The sequence below is a fragment of the Galbibacter sp. BG1 genome, from assembly GCF_013391805.1.
GTDB lineage: Bacteria > Bacteroidota > Bacteroidia > Flavobacteriales > Flavobacteriaceae > Galbibacter.
This window is the reverse complement of sequence record NZ_CP058364.1, coordinates 431982-454052: the sequence shown is the minus strand read 5'-3', so window position 1 is coordinate 454052 and position 22071 is coordinate 431982. Positions and strand designations below refer to the sequence as shown.

Annotated in this window: 15 protein-coding genes; 10 read left to right on the top strand and 5 right to left on the bottom strand. The window is 39.1% G+C overall.

Annotation, left to right across the window (positions count from 1 at the left end):
* The first annotated feature begins 31 nt into the window (after nt 1-31).
* The 10 genes from HX109_RS02000 (at nt 32) to rplT (ending at nt 18239) form a co-directional block, all read left to right on the top strand.
* Complete coding sequence (locus HX109_RS02000; RefSeq protein ID WP_178949547.1) at nt 32-697, top strand: hypothetical protein; 666 nt, start codon at nt 32-34, stop codon at nt 695-697.
* A 123-nt stretch (nt 698-820) separates the two neighbouring features.
* The gene (locus HX109_RS01995) at nt 821-1192 is read left to right on the top strand and encodes an endonuclease domain-containing protein (RefSeq protein ID WP_178949546.1); all 372 of its coding nucleotides are present in this window, start codon (nt 821-823) and stop codon (nt 1190-1192) included.
* A 121-nt stretch (nt 1193-1313) separates the two neighbouring features.
* Entirely contained in the window at nt 1314-6149 is a 4836-nt protein-coding gene (locus HX109_RS01990; RefSeq protein ID WP_178949545.1) for a hypothetical protein, read from the top strand.
* A gap of 4 nt (nt 6150-6153) precedes the next feature.
* Nucleotides 6154-8229: a fibronectin type III domain-containing protein gene (locus HX109_RS01985; RefSeq protein ID WP_178949544.1), complete on the top strand. Its 2076-nt coding sequence runs from the start codon at nt 6154-6156 to the stop codon at nt 8227-8229.
* A 15-nt stretch (nt 8230-8244) separates the two neighbouring features.
* Nucleotides 8245-13254 (top strand): T9SS type A sorting domain-containing protein, encoded by a 5010-nt coding sequence (locus HX109_RS01980; protein ID WP_178949543.1) that lies wholly within the window; start codon nt 8245-8247, stop codon nt 13252-13254.
* A 400-nt stretch (nt 13255-13654) separates the two neighbouring features.
* The gene (locus HX109_RS01975; protein ID WP_178949235.1) at nt 13655-14662 is read left to right on the top strand and encodes an IS30 family transposase; all 1008 of its coding nucleotides are present in this window, start codon (nt 13655-13657) and stop codon (nt 14660-14662) included.
* A gap of 273 nt (nt 14663-14935) precedes the next feature.
* The gene (gene thrS / locus HX109_RS01970) at nt 14936-16876 is read left to right on the top strand and encodes a threonine--tRNA ligase (RefSeq protein ID WP_178949542.1); all 1941 of its coding nucleotides are present in this window, start codon (nt 14936-14938) and stop codon (nt 16874-16876) included.
* A gap of 114 nt (nt 16877-16990) precedes the next feature.
* The gene (gene infC, locus HX109_RS01965) at nt 16991-17458 is read left to right on the top strand and encodes a translation initiation factor IF-3 (protein WP_255462739.1); all 468 of its coding nucleotides are present in this window, start codon (nt 16991-16993) and stop codon (nt 17456-17458) included.
* A gap of 102 nt (nt 17459-17560) precedes the next feature.
* A complete protein-coding gene (rpmI, locus tag HX109_RS01960) occupies nt 17561-17758 on the top strand; it encodes a 50S ribosomal protein L35 (protein WP_178949541.1) in 198 nt (65 codons plus the stop codon).
* Between the two features lie 136 nt (nt 17759-17894).
* Nucleotides 17895-18239, top strand: a complete 345-nt coding sequence (gene rplT, locus HX109_RS01955) for a 50S ribosomal protein L20 (RefSeq protein WP_178949540.1) — start codon at nt 17895-17897, stop codon at nt 18237-18239.
* A gap of 182 nt (nt 18240-18421) precedes the next feature.
* Here rplT and HX109_RS01950 read toward each other — a convergent pair whose 3' ends face one another.
* Genes HX109_RS01950 through HX109_RS01930 form a run of 5 tightly spaced genes read right to left on the bottom strand, consistent with a single transcriptional unit; the run spans nt 18422 to nt 21987 of the window.
* Complete coding sequence (locus HX109_RS01950) at nt 18422-19024, bottom strand: outer membrane beta-barrel protein (protein ID WP_178949539.1); 603 nt, start codon at nt 19022-19024, stop codon at nt 18422-18424.
* 13 nt (nt 19025-19037) lie between these two features.
* Complete coding sequence (locus HX109_RS01945) at nt 19038-19691, bottom strand: DUF4136 domain-containing protein (RefSeq protein ID WP_178949538.1); 654 nt, start codon at nt 19689-19691, stop codon at nt 19038-19040.
* Between the two features lie 33 nt (nt 19692-19724).
* Nucleotides 19725-20327, bottom strand: coding sequence for an HdeD family acid-resistance protein (locus tag HX109_RS01940; RefSeq protein ID WP_178949537.1), 603 nt, complete (start codon nt 20325-20327; stop codon nt 19725-19727).
* Nucleotides 20328-20358: 31 nt separating this feature from the next.
* A complete protein-coding gene (locus HX109_RS01935) occupies nt 20359-20937 on the bottom strand; it encodes a hypothetical protein (RefSeq protein WP_178949536.1) in 579 nt (192 codons plus the stop codon).
* 9 nt (nt 20938-20946) lie between these two features.
* Nucleotides 20947-21987, bottom strand: coding sequence for a DUF481 domain-containing protein (locus HX109_RS01930; protein WP_178949535.1), 1041 nt, complete (start codon nt 21985-21987; stop codon nt 20947-20949).
* Between the last annotated feature and the right edge of the window lie 84 nt (nt 21988-22071).

Below are 22071 nucleotides of genomic sequence, written 5' to 3'. Positions count from 1 at the left end.
TAAAAGAATCAATAATTAAAAACAACCAACCATGACCTTAGTATCAAAACAATCCGAAACCGCCTTATTGGCACAATGGCAAACGGCCATTACCAATACCCAAGCACAAAAAGAAATAGCTGCCCAAACTGCTAAATTTGGGTATGACACCAAAAAAATGGCAGCGGGCCAAAAACTGTATGAAGACACCGTAAAAGCTTGGGAACAAAATAAAAAAGAAGACCGCGAGTCCCGGGATGCGTACCAGGCTTTCGAGAAAAACTATAACCAATTGCAAAAGCTGTATGGCGAGCACCGCAAAAAAGCAAAGGCTAAGTTTCGCAATCAACCAGAGGTACAGGCTAAATTAAAGGTAGTAGGAAGAAAAGCAGTGGCCTACCATAACCTTATGCAGCAAATGGAACAGTTTTATAATGTCCTTACAGATGCAGCCAACGCTGCTATAAAAAAGGACTTGCTTATGTACAATCTAACAGAGAAAGAAATAACAGATACCATAGAACTTATAGAGGCTACAAAAAAGGCAAGAACAGATTATGCACGGGAAGAAGGGGAGAGCCAAGATGCCACCCAACAAAAGGACAAAGCTTTGGGGCAAATGGAAAACTGGATGCGGGAATACTATGCTATGGCAGCCATTGCTTTAAAAGAAACGCCGCAGTTGTTGGAGGCTGTAGGATTATATAGAAAAAGTTGACATCCCCCCAACCCCCTTCAAAGGGGGAGCTGAACAGGGCAACAATTAAAGTCCCCCTTTGAAGGGGGATTTAGGGGGATGTAAAGCAGCCCTAAAATCCCCCCAAGGGGATAATTAGAAAATATGAAAAACAAACTCATACCATATAACCCAAAGCTAAAGGAATACGCAAGGCAATTGCGTAACAACAGTACTTTATCTGAAATTTTACTGTGGCAGAAGATAAATAAAAAAGCTTATGGTGTGGAATTTCATAGACAAGTGCCGATAAACCAATTCATAGTGGACTTTTATTGCCACGAATTGCTATTGGCCATAGAAATAGACGGCAGTAGCCACGATAATAAATATGAATATGATTCTAAGAGACAGAATGTATTGGAAGAATTAGGCGTACACTTTTTAAGATTTAGCGATGGAGCAGTAAAGAAACAGATGTTTAGTGTACTGCTAGCGATAGAAGAAACGGTAAACGAATTAAAAAATGAAACATGACATCCCCCCGGCCCCCTTCAAAGGGGGAGCTGAACAGTGCAACAATTAAAGTCCCCCTTTGAAGGGGGCCGGGGGGATGTCAGAAGACTCCAATTAAAAAATGAAAAACGACTTATAAACTATGAACCAAAACTACCTAATCCTACTTTTACTATTATTGGTTGTCTCAGTACAGGCCCGTACTGGCAAGGACACGCTTGTTTCAGCAAAGGAGCACGATACGTTGCGTGCGGCTCGAATAAACAAACAACTTGCTCATTTGGAAAATGTGGCGAAGTACAATACCGATATCTTGGGCATAGTAACTAAAAAAGAAGAAACTACCCAAAAGGTATTTAAAAGCTTCCCCGAGCTTGATAACCAATTGGTGGCAAACAAAAATTTCTACCAATCATTTGCTGATATGAGTCCGGAGTTTAACAAAGACTATCTTGACAAAAATTTTCCACAAGAACAAGATGTTAAAGCACTTATTGAAAAAGCAAAAGCAGCTTTTGAAAAAGTCAAAAAGTTAGGCAATATAGTTGATATTATTTCAGGTGATAAATTGTTAGAGCTGCCAGTAGGTTTGGGGGGTAAAACAGACTCTACTTCTGGCAATGCGGTAGAACTCGCAATAACGCAAGTACAATTCCATCCACAGTACGCCGAGTTTAATGCTTGGGCAAAGCTTACCATTCCGCAAAAGGAAAAAGAACTTTATTTTGGAGCGCAGGGTATAAAACTTTCCCACGACGGTGCTATTATAGGCGATATGCGCTTGGTGTTACTTGGCGATGTGCCAATTCCAATTAATGGAGATAATTGGTTGCTCACTCTTAAAGGCGGTGTAGATCTAAAAAGCGGTAGTTTTGGGGAAAAGTCGTTTGTTGAGTTCGATTGTAGTGGTTTAAAAGAGATCTCATTGGAGGGAAATTTTCGGGTATCACGTAAAATATTGTTGCCGATAGACAAACAAGGTAATTATGTATGCGGCAGCGATACCAATAACGAGAATTTAGATGATAAATGTTACGTAGAAACCTCGTTTAGCGTAAAGGCGGCCGGTTGGAACGACATCTTGCTCGATGTTTCTATTCCCGATTTCGAGATGACAGGCTTTAAAGGTTGGGGCTTTCATGTAGAAAGAGCTGTTTTGGATTTAAGTGACTTTAAGAATGCTCCCAATCTAACTTTTCCCGATGAGTATCGAGATGTATATGCTTCAAGCGATCCTAATTTATGGAGAGGTTTTTATGCGGAAGAAGTGTCCGTTACCCTTCCAAAAGGAATCAAAAGAAGGGAAAACAATCAAGAGCGTATAAGTTTTGGCGCTAAAAACTTGGTGATAGACAGTTATGGTATTTCAGGATATTTTCATGGAAAAAATATTTTACCATTAGAAGAAGGCGCTGCCGATAAATGGGGGTTTGGAATAGATTCTGTTAGTGTTAATATAGCCATGAACGGATTAAAAGGCGGCTCGTTAAAAGGAGCAATACTGGTTCCTACTTTTGAAGAACCCATGGGATATCACGGTTGGATTGCTCCACAGGAATACGGACTGGCCGTTACCTTAGCAGAAGATAAAAATTATCCAGCACCACTCTTCTCCGGGACTATGAATTTAAAAAAGAATTCCAGTGTAGGTGTAAAAGTGTTGGAAGATAAAGTATATCCCTTTGCCAATTTAACTGGAGGATTGAGTATCGGTGCCAATTTAGGCCAAGAAGCTCCGAACACCGCGAATGGTAGCGAAGAAAAGATGATACAGTTTGTGGGGATTGAATTTAAACAATTGGAATTAAATACCGAACCAGGAAAACCGTTGGTAAAAGTTACAGAATTTAAATATGACAAGGAATTCGGGTTGATGAATTTTCCAGTAACCATAGATGATCTCAACCTTATTACCCCACCCGAAGACCGCGTAGGATTGTCTTTTGATCTCACGGTAAATTTTGCTCCGGATATTAGCGCAACCACATCTTTAGCTGTTATTGGGAAACTAGCACCGGGAGAATCAGTGCATAAATGGCAGTACGAGACAGTAAAACTAAAAGGGGCAAAAATAGATGTAAAAAAAGGTGGAATGCACCTTAAAGGGGGCTTAGAGGTTATGGAAGATGATCCCACTTATGGAGATGGGTTTGCAGGAGAATTGTCTCTTTCTATTGATGCCTTAAGTTTTGATGCCAATGCAAAGGCTATGTTTGGTGCTAAAGACTTCCGCTATTATTTTGTAGATGTTTGGACAGATAATAAAGAGAGCGGCGGAGGAAAGCTTCTTATCAATTCTTTTTTAGGAGGGGTTTCAAACCGAATGCGCCGGGAGGTTGGTTCGGGAGATAATTTTACACCTTCGGAAACTACATATATCCCAGACGAAAACTATGGTCTTGGTTTGCGTGCGGGAGTTACAATTGGCACTCCAAATAAAACAACTTTTAGTGGAAAAGCTTTTCTGGAAATGCAATTTAATACTTACGGCGGATTGAATAGGATTTCATTTACTGGAGAAGGTAGTTTTATGGGGGACGAAAAAACTACGAATTCCCCTGCCAATGCAGGCTTCGGGCCACTGGAGAAAACTTTTAAAAGAGCTGAAGAGTTTTATGAGAAAAATAAGGAAAAAATAGACAAACTACTCGCAAGTGGAAATGTACTGCCGGCTAGTAAGGAAGCTATACCATTAGCCGAAGTGGCACAAAATGGTAGTATTGGGGTTTACGTCGGGATAGAAAAAGATTTTACAACAAATACTTTCCACGGAGAATTTGAGGTCTATGTGGATTTAGCAGGTATTCGAGGTACAGGGCCTTCGAATCGTGCAGGTTATGCAGTAATTCACGACAGTCCTGATGAATGGTATTTACACGTAGGAACCCCCGTAAACCGTTTAGGAATTTTATTTTCCATTCCACCAGAAGAATTTGAGATTGGGGGTTATTTTATGACCGGGGATAACTTACCCTCTCAGGTGGCACCACATCCAAGAGTTCTACAAATTTTGGGTGATGATATCTTGGATAGCAATCGTCAAGAGAATCAGCTTTCGGCAGGGAGGGGCTTTGCCTTCGGATTGAATTTTGTGTATCGCAAGAATTTCAATGCAGGTATTTTCTACGCATTTATCGAAGCAGGAGCAGGGTTCGACGTGATGCATGCTTATTATGCCAATACAAAATGTGTAGGGAGAAGCGGTCCTGTTGGAAATAACGGTTGGTATTCTATGGGGCAGATTTATGCGTATCTATACGGGGAATTTGGGGTTGAAGTAGATTTACTTTTCATAAAGGGTAAGTTTCCTATTATCGAAGCCGGGGTAGCAGCTTTGCTGCGCGGCCAATTTCCAAATCCGGTTTATATCGAAGGTTATGTAGGGATGTATTATAGTATTCTGGGGGGCATGGTAGAAGGAAGATACAGGCTTCATGTGGAGTTCGGGGAAGAATGTATTATGGAAAATATGGCTCAAGAACTGGGCGTACCTATGATAGCCGATGTAAAACCATCGGATAACTCCAGCAAAGTATCAGTCTTTACAGGTCCGCAAGCAGTTTTCAATTATCCGGTAAACGAGAATTTTACTTTGGAGTTGGATGAAGGACAACGAACCTTCCGATTAAAACTAAAACAATTTAAACTTTTTTCCGAAGGTAAAGAGCTTAGCGGTGAAATAGAATTTAACGATACCAACGATGCCGTTACCTTTAAACCTAAACTATCATTGCCTTCAGAAAACACAGTAAAAGTAATTGTTGAGGTAAGCTTTGACGAATATAAAAATGGTTCTTTTGTAACCCTTACAAACGATAGCGGAAAAATGATTACCGAAAAACGGGAAATATCTTTTAAAACGGATAAAGCACCTGATTACATTCCGTTTGAAAATATTACTTATATGTATCCTTTCAAAGAGCAAAAGAATTTTTATCCGAAGGAATACGATCGTGGTTACGTACGGATGAACTCTTTTCAAGATTACCTCTTTAATGGAGATTATACTATTAAAGGAGAGTTTAAGGCAGCTACCGGAATGGTAAGAAGAACAGACATTAAAGTGGATATACCTAACAATACCGTGTTTTTCGATATTCCAGAAATGTATACCAATACCAATTATGAATTCAATTTAGTTGCTTTTCCTCCCGGTCAAAAAATAGAAAATGAAGTAGTATTAGAGAAAACAGAAATAAACTTTGATGAGGGAAGTGGCGATACAAGTTGGTTTGATAAAGATTCTGGTAAAACATCCAATCAAAATGCTGCTGCCAGTGCCACAATAACAAGTAAAAAGGCAGCCGATGTAAAGGTGGCCAATGGAGAACCTAAATCGATTTTAAAATTTGTATTGCATACAAGTGAACACGATTCGTTTAAAGATAAGGTGAGTTCTTTTAAAAAAACAAGCAATGTTACCAACTTTATTTATTCGAATGTTCACTCTTTATCCCTAGCGGTAGAAAATTATGAAATTTTCGAAAAGGCAGAATTGGTAGGGGTGCCGCTCACCAACGGGGAATCATTGGTCCATGCCCAGGCAGAATTAAAAGATTCTTATTACAAGAAGAAAGTATATCCTTTAGTGTATGAAGAATATCCATTAGATGCCACCATCCGCGTAGATAGAGATGAAAAAATTTTAGGATTGCCTCCTGTACGGTCGTTTTATTTATCTAATTACTATATGACCAAATATCTTGAGAATCCAAATTCGTATTGGGTGAAAAATAGAATTCCTTTCGTGTACAACTTACCTTATCAATACAATAAAGACTTTGTACACTTACGTTATGAAATTACCAATAAATATGCAGATGGAGAAGTAGGTAAAGCTTTTTACGATAAGTATAATTACATAATGAATGGAACCTTCCCGATACTGCCTTTGGGGAAATTTCAGGCAAAACTGTACTACAGAACGCCAGGAGGGATTCATTTAGCGGGATACGATATTGACTATGAAAATGATTAAGAAGATGAAAAAAAACATTTACGTAATACTTTTAGCAATAGCCTGTTTTTGCTTAGGAAGTCCATTTGTGTTTTCCCAAGAAATAGAACCGCCCGAAATTAAGTTACTTGCAAGATCATTAGAAAACAAAGTGATGTTGAGATGGGCACCAAACGAACCCTATGCCTGGAAGAAGGCAAATAATATTGGATACTATGTAGAAAGGGTTACAATTTCTCGAAATGGTGAGGCGGTAATTCCTTTAGAAACAATTACACTGAATCAATCCCCGATACAACCAGCGCCTTTAATGGAATGGGAAACCTTGGCGAAAGCGGATAACAATGCGGCAATTTTGGCACAGGCACTCTATGGAAAGAACTTTAACGTTTCAGCACAAGTAGGGTTGGATGCTGTAATGGAAGCTAATTCGCAACAGCAAAGGCGTTTTACATTTGCATTATTGGCAGCAGAACGCAGTTATGAGGCAGCAAAGTTGGCCGGACTTGGTTTGGAAGATAAAAATGTAATTCCAGGTGAGCGCTATCTTTACCGGGTTAAAATTGCCAATCCTGAGCTTTTGGAAATTAAGGAAGGCGGAGTATACGCAGGAACCGATATGTTTGAAGAACTACCAAAACCCGTTGATTTTGTGGTTGTCTTTGGAGATAAGGAAGCACAGTTGAGTTGGAATTTCAGTCTGTTACAAAAAACCTATACAAATTATCAGGTGGAGAGATCCATGGATGGAAATACATTTAAAAAGTTAAATTCAGAGCCCATTTTTAATGCTGAAAAAAACACAGAAGATCCCAGCCTCTCCCTTTTTATAGGCGACTCCATTGCCAATAATAAAACATACTACTACAGGGTAAAAGGAATTACATCTTTTGGGGAAGTGGGGCCATCAAGTGAGGTTCTAAAAGGTGAAGGAAGGGAAATTTTAAAATACAATCCGCATATCACTTTTAAAGATGTTATAAATGACGAAACTGCGATTATTGAATGGGAATTTCCCAAAGAAGGTGAAAGCAAAATAAACGGATTTCAATTGTGGAGATCCAATACGGCTACGGGTAATTTTGAAACGGTAATAGATAATCTTTCTCCACAAACCAGAAAAGCAACTTATAATAAGTTACAGCGTATAAACTATTTTAAAGTAGTTGCGATTGGGAAAAACGGAAGTGAAAACCCGTCCTTTGCAGCTATTGTACAACCCGTGGACTCCATTCCGCCAACGCCTCCAAAACTCTTGGTAGGGGAGATTGATACTACCGGGGTTGTAAAGTTGAATTGGGAGAAAAACACAGAACCCGATTTGGCAGGTTATCGGGTGTATCGCTCCAATACCAAAAATGCCGAGTTTACACAAATCACTAATTATGTATATAAAGAAAATCAATTTGTAGATACCATTCCAGTAAATAATCTTAATGAATATATTTATTACAAAGTACTGGCAGAAGACCAGCGCTACAATGCTTCTGGTTTTTCTGAAGTTCTAACTTTGGAGAAACCGGATTTGTCGGCGCCTTCAGCTCCTGTTATTGAAGATTATAAAATTTCAGAAAACGGGGTTGAATTAAAATATATTGGGAGTTCCAGTAAAGATGTGGTGAATTACGCTGTCTACCGAAAAGATTTGACAAGTGAATTACAACAATGGGAGCAATTAAAAATATTGGATACCTTATCGACTTCTTACATTGATGAAACAATTAAAAACGGCAAACATTACCAATACACGGTAACAGCGTTGGATGAAAACGAGCTGGAAAGCACACCCGCAATGCCCGTAACCGTTCGTACGGAAAGTAAAATCTTAAAGGCAGAGGAAATCAAGTTTAACGGTTATGCCAATAGGGAACTGCGATTTATCAACCTTTCATGGAATACAAAAGCAGAAGGTGTTGTTGAGTATAAGTTGTATCGGGCAGATAAAGGAGGTAAGATTAAGCTTTTTAAAACCTTAAATGCAGAAGTTTCTCGATTTGAGGATAACGAATTGGAAATAAATACCACCTACCACTACGGGCTGCAAGTAGTAACTGAAGGTGGTGGATTATCAGTAATAAAGGAAATAGAAGTGATCTACTAACTTAAAAAATAGATTATGAAAAGAATTTTACTATTAATTGGTGTTTTTGTGCTTTTAGGGCTTAGGGGGGGGTACGGGCAGTATAAGTATAGAGTGCAATATGAAGTTACCCTCAAGGATCCTATTCTTAAACAATCTCCTCCCTATTCTATTAATTCATATACTGCCGATGTAAGATTAAATGGTTCAAGAAGAATTTATTTTAGCAGTACTATTAGCCAAGAAGGAGATAATTACCAGAAGAAAGATTTTATCGTAGATTTACCTGAGAAATTAACAGAAATTAATGTTACCTCCACCATATTTGCTCCAGCGGATGATTTTCCAGAATGTGTTAATGATCCTGACCGCTACATGGTCATACCCTATAACTCTAACAATGTATGTTACTCAAATATGGTCTGGTTTTCAAGTTGTCTTGATGTAACTTACAAATATTTTAAAATTACTCCTTACGAAGAGCCTCCTGCGAGTAATAATTTGTCATGTTTATCTGAAAAAATCAATATTCCAATTAATTCTTGCGTAAACTACACCCATATATGGGAATACACAATTAATTCCAGCAATCCCGCTGATTATAAAGATGATTTACCACAAGAGAATTTGAGTAAAAACTTAAACATTTCTCCAGCAGATGTTCCAAATGCTAAAGTAGGGGATTTAATTAGGTTTAGAATGAAGTTTTTAAACAAAGAAGATGGTAACTTAAATATAGAAACTGAAAGTTATTCTAAGCCTTACATTTATGAAATAATCGCCTGCTCTCCAAAAATAATAGCTTTTGAAGAAACAAACAGCACTTGCTCTAACAGTACAGATGGAGAGGTGACTTTCACGTTTGAAGATCAATTGGAAGAAGGTTACAAAATGCGTTTTTATGTCTACGATGCCGATCAAAGAAGTTTTTTTGATGATGAGGCCAGATTGGTAGACCCGGAATTGAAAGAAAAGGAAAACTTAAATGGTTTTCCGGAAGTGTATGTTGATGACCAGGTTGACAATTTTGATGCTGATAACAAAACAACACTTACTGGACTTACGGCAAATATTGATGGTAATAGTGGAATTCAGGAATACTTTGTGGTATACCAATCTATAGATGATAGCAGTGGAAATGTTGTGGTCAAAAGCGGTGAGATCTCTGAAAACTTTACAATCCAGGCGCCTACCCCGGTTGTAATCACATCGGGTCAGGTCACGCACCCGAAATGCGCCGGTGAAACAGGTAGTGTTACCGTATCGGCTTCTGGAGGGGATGATTTTAAAACTGGAGGTATTTATTATTTCACCTACAATGGTCTTGGGGAATGGAAAGAGGCCACATCTACCAATCCTGCTTCCTATACTTTTACTGATTTAACACCGGAATCGACTTATACATTTGAGGCCAAGCTTGTATTTGCTGATAAAGAATGTGTTAGCCCCTCTACGGTCGAAGAATCTATAAATGCTGCACCAAGTGAACTTAAATTTGGACCAACAGCTTATAAAATTTTTCAACAGCCAACTTACAAAGGGGCAGCAAATGGAATATTAGACATTTATATCCAAGGGGGAACATCACCTTACACCTATAAATTATTGAAGTTGGATAATAGTTCGGTCGTTCCCGAAGTTAAAAGTTCAGCTACTTCCATAACCCTCCAAAACGTTCCTGAGGGGAATTTTAAAATAAGAATCGAAGATAGTAATGGCTGTTTTATTGAAGAAATATTGGATGAATTCATAGCCCCAGAAGGCATTTCGATAGATAAATCCAAAGTTACTCAAATGACCTGTGCGGGAAAGAATGACGGCACAATTACCGTGGAAGCTTCTGACGGTTTTGTAAACGATTCTAATGATTACACCTATACCTGGACAAAAGATGGCGATGCTTCATTTACGGCTTCTAGCAGTAGTATAACAAACCTTTCTGCAGGGGATTACACCGTAACCGTAGCCGACAAGAATACTGATGAAAATGAATACACAAGGGTCTCGGAGACATATATTATAAACGAACAAACTCCAATTTCTATAGAAAATGTATCCGTAAAAAACATCACATGTAAAGGAGCGGGAGACGGACAAATAAGCGTTCAGGTGGCAGGAGGAAACGGTGATTATGCATGGAAGCTGTCTGGTACAAATGGTGACTTTACAAAATTTCCCAAAGGGAGTTCTATCGTTGATATCGCAATAACAGCATATACCTATCGGGCAACACTAATAATTGCAAGTGTAACCGACTGGGATAATAACGTTTTTAGCTGTGAAGTAACACATGACGAATTAATTACTGTCGATGAACCCTTATTACTTGAAATTGAAGAAGTGCCAAATTCCCGAGTCGATAACAACATCTACGGCGGCTCCACCGGTTCCATTACCGTACAAGCAAGTGGGGGAACGGAAGGATACAGCTACCAATGGTACGATAGTGAATACATTGAAATCCCAGGGAAAACCAATGCCACTATTAACAACCTTCCAGCAGGGTTTTACAGTGTTAGCACAACCGATGAAAATTTGTGTACGGCCACGTTGGATTCCATAGAAATAGTGCAGCCTCCAAAATTGGAAATTGAAAGTTCAACTATAGATAGCGTCAAATGCTTCAACGGGGCCGATGGGGCGATAACCATCACCGTCAAAGGTGGAAAGGATCCGTACAGCTATCAATGGGAAAAGGTAGACGACACTGATTTTTCAACTGAAAATAGCCCAACAATCAGCAATTTATCAGCTGGTGACTATATTGTTACGGTTACGGATGATTCTGGATCTACTGCCAGTGCAGAGCAAACTATTTCCGTTCTGCAGCCGGAACCATTAGAATTGACTGCTGTTGTACAGGACAATCTCTGTTTTAGTGATAACAAAGGGAGTATAGATATTACGGTCACGGGAGGTGTTGGAGATTACACTTTTAGTTGGAGCAATGGGGGAACTTCTGAAGATATTACTGGTCTTACTTCTGGCGATTATAAGGTAACGGTCACGGATAAAAATGATTGCGTTCTCGAAAAGACCATTAATGTAGGTCAGCCCAAGAATGCCCTTGCTATGACGGTTGATATTGAAAAACAGATCACCGGTTTTGGATATAACGATGGCGAAATTGCGGTCACCATCACCGGGGGAACACCATCCTACAGCTACGAGTGGTTCTCTGATAATGGTTTTACATCGACTGAAGAGGATATCAATAATTTGGCTCCAGGAAATTATACCTTAATGGTTACCGATGATTCCGGTGGCGATTGTGTAATTGACAAAGAATTTACCATTATTGAACCTGATAAGCTTTTGGTGAACCTTGAAGAAACGTTTTCGGTGCTCTGTAAAGACGGAACGGATGCCGAATTACAAGCGAATGTAATCGGAGGAGTAAAGCCTTACAAGTTTCAATGGTTTGGTATTGTAAATGGAAATAAACAAGCAATGGCTTCTGAGGAATCGTTTTTAATGGAACTGCCTGCGGGCGATTATCAAGTGGAAATCACTGATGATAACGGAGTTACAACAACTTCGGAAGTACATACTATTAACGAACCTGAGCGCTTAGTAATTTCAGGAGAAAACATTCAACATGTGCTTTGTCATGGGGAGGCCACGGGAAGTATCGATATAAGCATTGTAGGGGGCACCCCTCCCTATAGCATCTATTGGTCCAACGATGCAACTTCCGAAGATATTCAAAACCTTGTAGCGGGCACTTATAAAGTTGCTGTAAAAGACGACAACGGTTGTTGGGCGGAGGCCACATATGAGGTGGAAAATGCTTTTGAACCGCTGTCCATCACCAATGTCGACCTAACCAATGTGAGCAAGTTCCGCGGTAGCGACGGGGAAATAGGGGTGACAATAGCCGGTGGGGAAGAGCCGTACACGCTGCAATGGACACGCTTAGAAGATAGGGAAGATTTAGGGGGGTCCCCCACAATAAACAATTTGGTCAAAGGAAATTACCAACTTACCGTTACAGATGCCAATGGTTGTTCTTTAACCGAACAGTATGAGATCACGCAGCCCGATATTGTGGATGAAACCATAGTGAACCCAACCTGCTATGAAGGTTGTGACGGAAGCCTTTCTGTAATCGTAAACAAAGGAAATGGTAATTTTACCTACAGTTGGAGCAACGGGAGTACGGCAGCAACGCTTACAGATTTATGTGCAGGGAGCTATACCGTTTCCATTGAAGGGTTTAACAATGAAACTTTAGTACGTACGTATGTGGTGGAAAACCCCGAACCATTGGTTGTTGACCTTGGGGAAGACCTGACCACACTGTGCAACGACCAGGAGCGTACGCTGGATGCGACCATTGAGGATGGCAATGCCTCCTATGCATGGACAAGCGATAACGGTTTTTTCAGCAATAGCCCTGTAGTGACCGTTGATCAAGCGGGACTGTATACCGTTACGGTTACCGATAGTAAAGGCTGCCAAGGCACTGATACCATTGAGATCAAGGAAAGCCCGAACGATATTGCGGCTGAATTCTTTGTATCGAGCCAGGTTTTTGTGAACGAGCGTTTCACCGTGGTGGACGTTACCAATCCACTTCCCGATAGCATTGAGTGGATCCTCCCGGAGGAGGGGATCGTGGTGAGCCACGATCAAGACCAGGCAGAACTTTACTTTGAAGCCCCCGGGGAATACGAAATTATCATCAAGACAAGGGTAGGCGATTGTGAGGCCTATCAGGCAAAAAAGGTACTGGTGATCGACAATCATGAATCTGTTCAGGACGAGAGCGACGAAGAGGATCGCGAGGCCAGTTTCGAGGAGTTTTTGGTGTACCCCAACCCCACAGGGGGCAAGTTTGAAGTTTCACTGGAGCTCAAAAAACCGGGGAATGTAAGTGTGCGCATCTTCAACCTGGCAAACAACAGCATTGTGGCACAAAAGACCGGCAGTGGAAAGAATGGGTATGTGCTAAACTTTGATATCAGTCAATACCCAGAAGGGATGTATGCCATCGTACTGGAAACACCAAAAGGAAACTCGGTGAGGAAGTTGATAAAGGGGTAGTGTAGAAGTTAAAAGTTAAAGGCGAGAGGTTAAATAGTGTCGATTTTAGGGCTTCACGGGGAGCGATTTTAGCGATGTTTGCCTCTGGTAGATGGTATTTCCTGAGGGAATGCTCGATGCCAGTTGGCGGTAATGAGTCACTTCGAGCGTAGGGAGAAGTCGCATTGTATTTGGCAAACAAGTATGTGTGCTATTCCGTTGATTGAAGTGATAAAAAATAACTACAGCTACTTAAAAACTTATCATCAAGTTAGCACTATAATAAATTGTATTGTAAAAATAATGTTTCAAGTTGGGAGAATAATAAATTCTAAGTTCAAGGAATAAGTGCAAAATTAATATTTAAAACTCTTGGGGCTAGCCCCAAGAGTTTTAGGACCAATTGTTATATTAATCTTGCATGAAAAAATACAAACAATTGACCATCCACCAAAGGTATCAAATTGAAGCCTTATTGGAAACAGAAATCAGTAAAAGTGAAATAGCTATAATTATCGGGGTCGACCCCTGTACCGTTTACAGGGAGTTATCTAGGAACATTGCCAAACGGGGAAAGACCGCTGGCAGCTATATAGCCAAAAATGCACAGCGAAGAGCAGATAACAGGCATAAAATGAAGCCCAAGAAATTACAGCTCACGGAACAGTTGAAAGAGCGTATCGCGGGTTTGCTCCGTTATGAAAAGTGGAGTCCAGAACTTATAAGCAAACGCTTAGCTATTGAAGAGGAAACCTGTGTGAGCCACGAGACAATATACCAGTGGATATGGAGCGTTAAGAAGAGCAAGAAAAAGGCAGATGCTAAATACGCTAAACTCTACAAAGATCTCAAGCATGGTAGCAGGAGGCAAAAGAGAGGGAACGCCAAGGATAAGCGGGGAGCCATTAAAAACCGTGTAGGAATTGACCAGCGCCCAGATGTGCTGGACCACCGTGAGCGTATAGGCGATATTGAAGTAGACCTGATGATGGGAAGCAATCACAGATCGGCTCTTTTGGTAATGACAGACAGGGCCACATTGGTAACGATGATGGAAAAACTAAGTGGGAAAGAAGCTGGGGAGGTATATGAAAAAATGGAGAAGAGGCTCACCAACTTCAGTTCATCTTGGGTGAAGACCTTGACCTTCGATAACGGAAAGGAGTTTGCACAGCATCAAAAAATAGGAAGGCTCCTCAACGCAAAAACATACTTTACCAGACCTTATACATCACAGGATAAAGGAACCGTAGAGAATAGAATAGGTGTGATAAGAAGATTTTTTCCGAAGAAAACAGACCTGAGAAAAGTCTCAGAAAAAAGAATAAAAGAAGTTGAAAGATTACTAAATTACAGACCGATTAGAAAATTTAATTACCAAAACCCAATTGAAGTCCTAAGAAACAAATGTTTTGCACTTATGGGTTGAACTCAGCAATTAATTCAACATTATAATATACTATGCGGTTAGAATAATATTTTCAGATAAAAGGAAATTAAAATGTCTTAGCGGTATAATAATTTATCTTGCTAAAATAATGATTCATCATAGTAGAATAATAAACTGTTTCTGAAGCACAATAAACTATCTTCTTAAATTAATTGGTTAGCATGGAAAAACCATCAAATCAATCAGCAAAAATTACTGTTGTACGCGTAAAGACTTCCGCTTATCTTTGCATTTCGAAAAACAGTAGATATAATGATTAAGATTACTTTACCCGACGGATCGGTTAAGGAGTTCGAAAAAAATTCAACTCCTATGGATGTGGCTAAAAGCATTAGTGAGGGATTGGCCCGTAATGTAATATCCGCAAATTTTAATGGTACCAAAGTAGAAACGGTTACCCCATTAACCACCGACGGGAGTCTAACCTTATATACCTGGAACGACGATGAGGGAAAACAGGCCTTTTGGCATTCTACTTCCCACATTATGGCGCAAGCTTTAGAAGAACTATATCCGGGCGTAAAGCTTACCATTGGCCCATCTATAGATAATGGTTTTTATTATGATGTTGATTTAGGGGAGCACACTATTTCTGAAAAAGATTTTCCAGCCATAGAGGCAAAAATGTTGGAAATTGCGCGTGGAAAACATGATTATAAGATGCGTGCTGTTACCAAAACCGAAGCACTCGATTTCTATAAAAAACAAGGCAACGAATTCAAGGTTGAACTTATAGAAAACCTTGAAGATGGTACGATTACCTTTTGCGACCACGATACGTTTACGGATCTTTGTCGCGGAGGGCACATTCCTAATACAGGAATTGTAAAAGCCATTAAATTACTTTCGGTAGCTGGCGCATATTGGCGTGGAGACGAGAACAAACCGCAGCTTACCCGTATTTATGGGATTTCCTTTCCGAAGCAAAAGGATTTAAAAGAATATCTAGAGCTTTTAGAAGAAGCAAAAAAACGGGATCATAGAAAATTGGGGAAAGAGTTAGAACTCTTTACTTTTTCTCAAAAAGTCGGACAAGGTTTGCCACTTTGGTTACCAAAAGGAGCTGCCCTGAGGGAGCGCTTGGAGAATTTTTTAAAGAAAGCACAGAAAAAAGCGGGTTACGAGCAGGTGGTATCACCGCATATCGGTCAAAAAGAATTATATGTTACTTCGGGGCATTACGCCAAATACGGAGAAGATAGTTTTCAACCAATCCGCACCCCTAAAATGGATGAGGAGTTTTTGTTGAAACCTATGAATTGTCCGCATCACTGTGAGATATACAATGCCCGCCCTTGGAGTTATAAGGAATTACCAAAACGTTATGCTGAATTTGGAACGGTTTACCGTTATGAGCAGAGTGGTGAATTACATGGATTAACAAGGGTTCGAGGTTTTACTCAAGATGATGCCCATATTTTCTGCACACCCGATCAGTTGGATGAAGAATTCAAAAAGGTAATTGACCTTGTGCTGTATGTTTTTGGATCTTTAGGGTTCGAAAATTTCACGGCACAGGTATCGCTAAGGGATCCTGAAAATCCCGACAAATACCTTGGTAGTGACGCCAATTGGGAAAAAGCAGAAAATGCCATACTTTCCGCAGCAAAAGAAAAAGGACTAAATTTTGTTGTAGAGACTGGGGAAGCAGCATTTTACGGTCCGAAATTGGACTTTATGGTAAAAGATGCCCTCGGAAGAAGTTGGCAGTTGGGAACTATTCAGGTAGACTACAATTTACCGGAGCGGTTCGATTTAAATTACAAAGGCAGCGACGATAAGTTGCACAGACCTGTTATGATACACCGTGCGCCATTTGGTAGTATGGAACGTTTTATCGCTATTCTTTTAGAGCACACAGCAGGGAATTTTCCATTGTGGCTCATGCCTGAGCAGGCTATTATATTGTCTATCAGTGAGAAATATGAAAAATATGCCGAAAAAGTTTTAAATTTATTGGAAAATGACGAAATTCGCGCCCTCGTAGATAATAGAAACGAGACAATTGGCAAGAAAATACGAGATGCTGAAATGAAAAAAATCCCGTATATGCTTATTGTAGGGGAACAAGAAGAAAAAGATGGTACCATTTCTGTAAGGAAACACGGTGAAGGCGACCTAGGTACTATTACAATAAATGAGTTCTCAGATTTGATAAATTCAGAAATCAATCGTACATTAAAGAAGTTTTAAATAAAGTTTAATTAAAAATTATAAGCCATAGCAATTAAAAGATTTAACAGAAACGCTCAAAGAAGAGAAATTAAAAATCCGCACAGAACCAACAAAGAGATTCGAGTACCGGAAGTGAGACTGGTAGGAGACAACGTTGAGATGGATGTGTACCCAACCAAAGTGGCTTTAGCGAAGGCTGAAGAATTAGGTTTGGATCTTGTTGAGATTTCACCAAATGCCAAGCCTCCTGTTTGTAAAGTAATGGACTATAAAAAGTTCTTGTACGAGCAGAAAAAGAGAGAGAAGGCAATGAAGGCGAAAGCCTCTAAAGTGGTTGTAAAGGAAATCCGTTTCGGTCCAAATACAGACGATCACGATTACGAGTTTAAAAAGAAACATGCCGAAAAGTTCTTGAAAGAAGGTGCAAAGCTTAAGGCTTACGTATTCTTTAAAGGGCGTTCGATTGTTTATAAGGATAAAGGAGAGATTTTGTTGCTTAAATTAGCATCAGAATTAGAAGATATTGGTAAGGTAGAACAAATGCCAAAGTTGGAAGGGAAGCGTATGACAATGTTTATCGCTCCTAAAAAGACCAAGTAATTTACGAAGTACGTAATTATTAGTAGTACAAAGTAAAAGCAAGTTTTACATTCCAAAGGAATAAAAGAGAATAAGCGGAATAATTAAATAAATATTAGGATTATGCCTAAAATGAAAACTAAATCCAGTGCTAAGAAGCGTTTTAAGCTTACTGGTACCGGTAAAATTAAAAGAAAGCACGCTTTTAAGAGTCACATCTTAACAAAGAAGTCTAAAAAGCGTAAGCTAGCGCTAACTCATTCTGGTTTAGTAGATAAAGCAGATGAGAATAGCATCAAAGAACAATTACGTTTAAAGTAAGAAGTTCTTTCGGTTCAATTATTATTGTTTAACCCTGGAGTCAGGCCACAGTTATCAAGTATAAAGTTGAATAAACGGAGTACAGGATTGTGAAAAAAAGTGTCAAAAGACCGCCTGCTACAAAAAATTAAAAATTATGCCAAGATCAGTAAATTCAGTAGCTTCACGCGCAAGAAGAAAAAAAGTGATGAAGCAAGCAAAAGGCTACTACGGTAGACGTAAAAACGTTTGGACAGTTGCCAAAAATGCGGTTGAGAAAGCCATGTCTTACTCATACAGAGACCGTAGAAATAAGAAAAGAACATTCCGCGCTTTGTGGATTACTCGTATTAATGCGGGTGCTAGACTACACGGATTGTCTTACTCTCAGTTTATGGGGAAAGTAAAAGCTGCAGACATCGAATTAAACCGCAAGGTTTTAGCCGATTTAGCGATGAACCACCCAGAGGCTTTTAAAGCAATTGTTGAGAAAGTAAAATAAGCTCGCTACTGGCGTATGTGAAACGTTAGAGATGACGTATATACAGCATGTCGCACATAATAGTGGGAAATTTTAATCTCACTGAAGTGAGTAAACGTTTAACAATATATTATCCGCTTATTTAAAAAATCCGGTCTTTTAAAAGACCGGATTTTTTTATTGTTGCCGCATGTTATATTTACCTAAAAAGACATAAACACAAAGCCTATATCAAAAGCGAAATAGGAGTGGGCATCTAAATCCTTGTTGTTAAAGGTTTGGTAATATCTGGAACTTACCTTTATTCCAGTATAGGAACTTAAATTGTAAATAATTCCTGCTTCTGGTTTCAACGTAAAAAACCAAGTATCTACAGCAGATGTGAGTAAGCCCAGATCGACTTCCCGGTTATTGTATACTGTACCAATACCAAGCCCTATATAGGGTTTAAATTGACTATTGTCGGTAAAAACATAATCTGCCGTTAAAGTAATGGGTACACTTGTATTATAGCGTGTTTGTATACCGCTTATGGATGCCGTTTCATCAGTATAGGTATCATAATCCTTTTCTTCGCTAAAATAGTTGTAACCAAATTCTCCCCCCAAATAAATATTGGGTGCTACCATACGTTTATAGTCAATAGAGAACCCGCTTCCGCTAATTCGGGAAATAAAATCATTTAGATTTCCGGTTGGGACTCCAATGCTATAATTTAAACTTGTTATCGATTTCATTTGTATTTCCTGTGCTGTTGCCCCAAAACCAAGGGAGCACAAGAATATAATTGTTGCTATCTTTTTCATTATTCGTCGAAGTTTATTTGGTTAAATATGGTGATTGAGTAAATGCCTGGTCTACAGTATTCTGTATCCTATCTTGGATGGAAGCAGTACTTCCTTCAAACAAGCCATTTATAGCTGAAGTCCAAATAACTGGAATTGTATCGTCTATGCCAATTCCATCTGGGTAGGTCATTTGCAAGACTACCGTTCCAGATCGGTAACCACTTACGTAAGGAGGGTAATAACCCGGATACCACCAGCCCCATCCAGGGCCATAACCTGGGTAGCCCCACCATCCCCAGTAGCCCCAATCGTAATAATAATAGAGATTTAAAGTAGACATGGCCGTTGGCAAAATAATAACATCTGGGTTATTATCTTTATCAACCTGTGTCCAACCTCTATCATTCATATTGTCTGCGATGGCACTTAAAATAACATCACCATAAACGGGGTCTATAAATTCGGGTTCTTCTCCTTCCGCCAAGGGGAAATCGGCATCGTCTATCTTTACCACATTATCTGGGATAGCGTAAGTATTAGTTGTACCAAAATCGAAATCGGCATTGTAGTTCGTATAAACAACATCCAATTCATCTACGTAATCGGGACCGTCTTCTGCACAACTTAGAACTAATAAGGATCCCAAAATGAGATATCCCAAACGAAACAAGTTCATTTTTTTCATCTGCTTAATTTTAAAGTTAATCGTAATTTGAGTTTAATTTTTTAAATTTTCCCTAGCTTCTTTAATGTCTTCGTCAATTTCTTCGATTTGATGTTTAATCCATTTTCCTCCTTTTCTTATTTTAAGTGCAATTACAATCATAACAATTCCAACGATAAGGGCGGTAAATGCAATAAGCCACATTACAGAACTGATACCTACAATTGGCATGGCGATTATTACAATTCCTAAAATTACAGATAGTGCCCCGCCGAGGATTATCCATCCTTCACCTTCAATCTCTTTACGAACTTGAATGCCCATGGCTATTCTGCTCACTCCCAAAAATATAAACCAGAAAGCTATGGTGTATGCAATAACCAGAAGAGTGAGTTGCGGTACTTGAAAAAGTATAATACCTAGTACAATACTAATAATACCTTCAATAAGAATGAGCCACTTATCTTCTTGTTCTTTCCAGCTGGCAATAGCTCCGATGATAGAGAAAATGCCATCTACCACCATTATTATAGCAAACCATATTGCCAAAGTGGCAGCACTTATTAGTGGATTTGCAAAAATTAATAATGCAAAAATAATGAGTAAAAGACCTCTAAGTGCCAGTGCCCACCAGTGTTTCATTAAAGATTGTAACATAGTATGGTTGTTTTTAAAATTTCTATTTTATTTATAATTTTTTTCCTAATACGAGTCCTATGGAGAAAGAGTCGTAAAATCTTTTATTGTTATAGGAAAGGCTAACGGAAAGCTCTGTGTCCGCTTTTTCCAGAATTACGTATTCTGTAGCAAAATGTAAAATTGGGAGGGTTTCGTTTTTATCAATATCCAATCCTGTACCGGCAATGAGTGTCCATTTTGGTAGTACTTCATAAACTCCAGCTATGGAAAGAGAAATGGCATTTTCCCGTTTTAATGAGGAAGATTCATCATCGCGCTCTACTTCATATTTAATAATTTCAACATCATTATAGGTTCCAATTGCCCATTTTTCTGAAAACCAATACTCATAAGAAAACCCTATGGAGGGAACGAAAATCGTTTCTTTTTCACCGGTATCTTCATCCTCTCCTTGTGGAATCCAGCTATAACCCGTAAAAATTGCAGGTTTATGGCGCTTAAACTCTTCTTCGGTTTCCATGTCGTTCTCGTTTTCACTCTCATTTTCTTGTCCAAACGCTGTGGCAGATATTAATAAGACGATCCAAATAAAATTTTTGGAGCTGTGAAATATTCTTTGATATATCATATTTAAAAATTAAAGTTCCCATCCAAACGTAGTTTGGAAAATATAATCCACCTTCGAGGCATTTTGTACTGGCCTGCTGTCGAAGTTGTGTGTGAGTCCCACTTTTATAAAAAAGTCTAGTGGGAGGTCGTAAGACAGGTCTACGCTAAAGTCCGTCCTAATCCTTCCAGATTCTGTCAAGCTAGGATAAGCCGTGAAATTGGAGAATATACTTATGTCATCGAAATCAAACATATTGAGCTCCAGACCTAAAAATGCTTCTAAACTATTTCTGTTTGGATCTACCGAGTCGGTAAAACGTTCGTTGTTCCAAGCCAAACCTGCTCCAGTAGAGAAATAAACTCTGTTGGAATGAATAATATACTTACCAAGTCCTGTTTTAATAGTGCTTCTTAGCTTAAGTTTTTGTTCGTCGTTGGAAAGGAAATCACCCGAAAGTAAATAGAACCAATCATGCCTCAAAAAATATTTTGCGCCCAAGGAGGCATCGGTACGTTGAGTTTCCGGTACACTATCCTGATCACTCCTTACGGAGTTATAACTACCGTTAAAGCCCCATTTATCTCCAATGTAGCCAACGGTACTCCGCACGGTAAACTGACTCAAATTATTGCTTTTGGTAAAGTTGTAACCCAAGGAAATGGAAGCACTTAATCTGGAAAAGAAAGAGCTTTTAACAGCCTTTACATAAACAATGTCGCTAATGTTAACCGTTATCGTTTCGTCATTTGCATTAATAACATCTACCTGTGCAGTATCTTTTGGTTTGGTTTGTAGACTGGTATTTAGGCGTCTTCCATCGGAAAGTGTTACTAAATAGTATTGATTACTATTTACCTTTTTTATATTAATCCATTTTACCTTAAAATCGCTGTCACTATAATCGGTTTCAATGGTAAGTACTCCGTTTTTCATTTCTTTGATTTCCCCAACTAAGATGTCGTTATTGTCTAAAACAATAGAGTCGTTAGGTTCACTGCTTTGTGCATAAACTTCCTGTAAGCTAATCGAAATTGTAAAAACTAGTAAAAGTGTAAAAATTTTCTGCATTCCTATTGATGTTTTTAATGTGCTTAGATTCAATAGGGTGAGGGGGAAAGTTGTGCACTACTTCTTAAAAATTGAACTAGTGCT

Excerpts from the sequence above, each read along its gene's own strand:
- HX109_RS02000 (WP_178949547.1), top strand. The coding sequence starts at position 32 with ATGACCTTAGTATCAAAACAATCCGAAACCGCCTTATTGGCACAATGG.
- HX109_RS01995 (WP_178949546.1), top strand. The coding sequence starts at position 821 with ATGAAAAACAAACTCATACCATATAACCCAAAGCTAAAGGAATACGCA.
- HX109_RS01990 (WP_178949545.1), top strand. The coding sequence starts at position 1,314 with ATGAACCAAAACTACCTAATCCTACTTTTACTATTATTGGTTGTCTCA.
- HX109_RS01985 (WP_178949544.1), top strand. The coding sequence starts at position 6,154 with ATGAAAAAAAACATTTACGTAATACTTTTAGCAATAGCCTGTTTTTGC.
- HX109_RS01980 (WP_178949543.1), top strand. The coding sequence starts at position 8,245 with ATGAAAAGAATTTTACTATTAATTGGTGTTTTTGTGCTTTTAGGGCTT.
- HX109_RS01975 (WP_178949235.1), top strand. The coding sequence starts at position 13,655 with ATGAAAAAATACAAACAATTGACCATCCACCAAAGGTATCAAATTGAA.
- thrS (WP_178949542.1), top strand. The coding sequence starts at position 14,936 with ATGATTAAGATTACTTTACCCGACGGATCGGTTAAGGAGTTCGAAAAA.
- rpmI (WP_178949541.1), top strand. The coding sequence starts at position 17,561 with ATGCCTAAAATGAAAACTAAATCCAGTGCTAAGAAGCGTTTTAAGCTT.
- rplT (WP_178949540.1), top strand. The coding sequence starts at position 17,895 with ATGCCAAGATCAGTAAATTCAGTAGCTTCACGCGCAAGAAGAAAAAAA.
- HX109_RS01950 (WP_178949539.1), bottom strand. The coding sequence starts at position 19,024 with ATGAAAAAGATAGCAACAATTATATTCTTGTGCTCCCTTGGTTTTGGG.
- HX109_RS01945 (WP_178949538.1), bottom strand. The coding sequence starts at position 19,691 with ATGAAAAAAATGAACTTGTTTCGTTTGGGATATCTCATTTTGGGATCC.
- HX109_RS01940 (WP_178949537.1), bottom strand. The coding sequence starts at position 20,327 with ATGTTACAATCTTTAATGAAACACTGGTGGGCACTGGCACTTAGAGGT.
- HX109_RS01935 (WP_178949536.1), bottom strand. The coding sequence starts at position 20,937 with ATGATATATCAAAGAATATTTCACAGCTCCAAAAATTTTATTTGGATC.
- HX109_RS01930 (WP_178949535.1), bottom strand. The coding sequence starts at position 21,987 with ATGCAGAAAATTTTTACACTTTTACTAGTTTTTACAATTTCGATTAGC.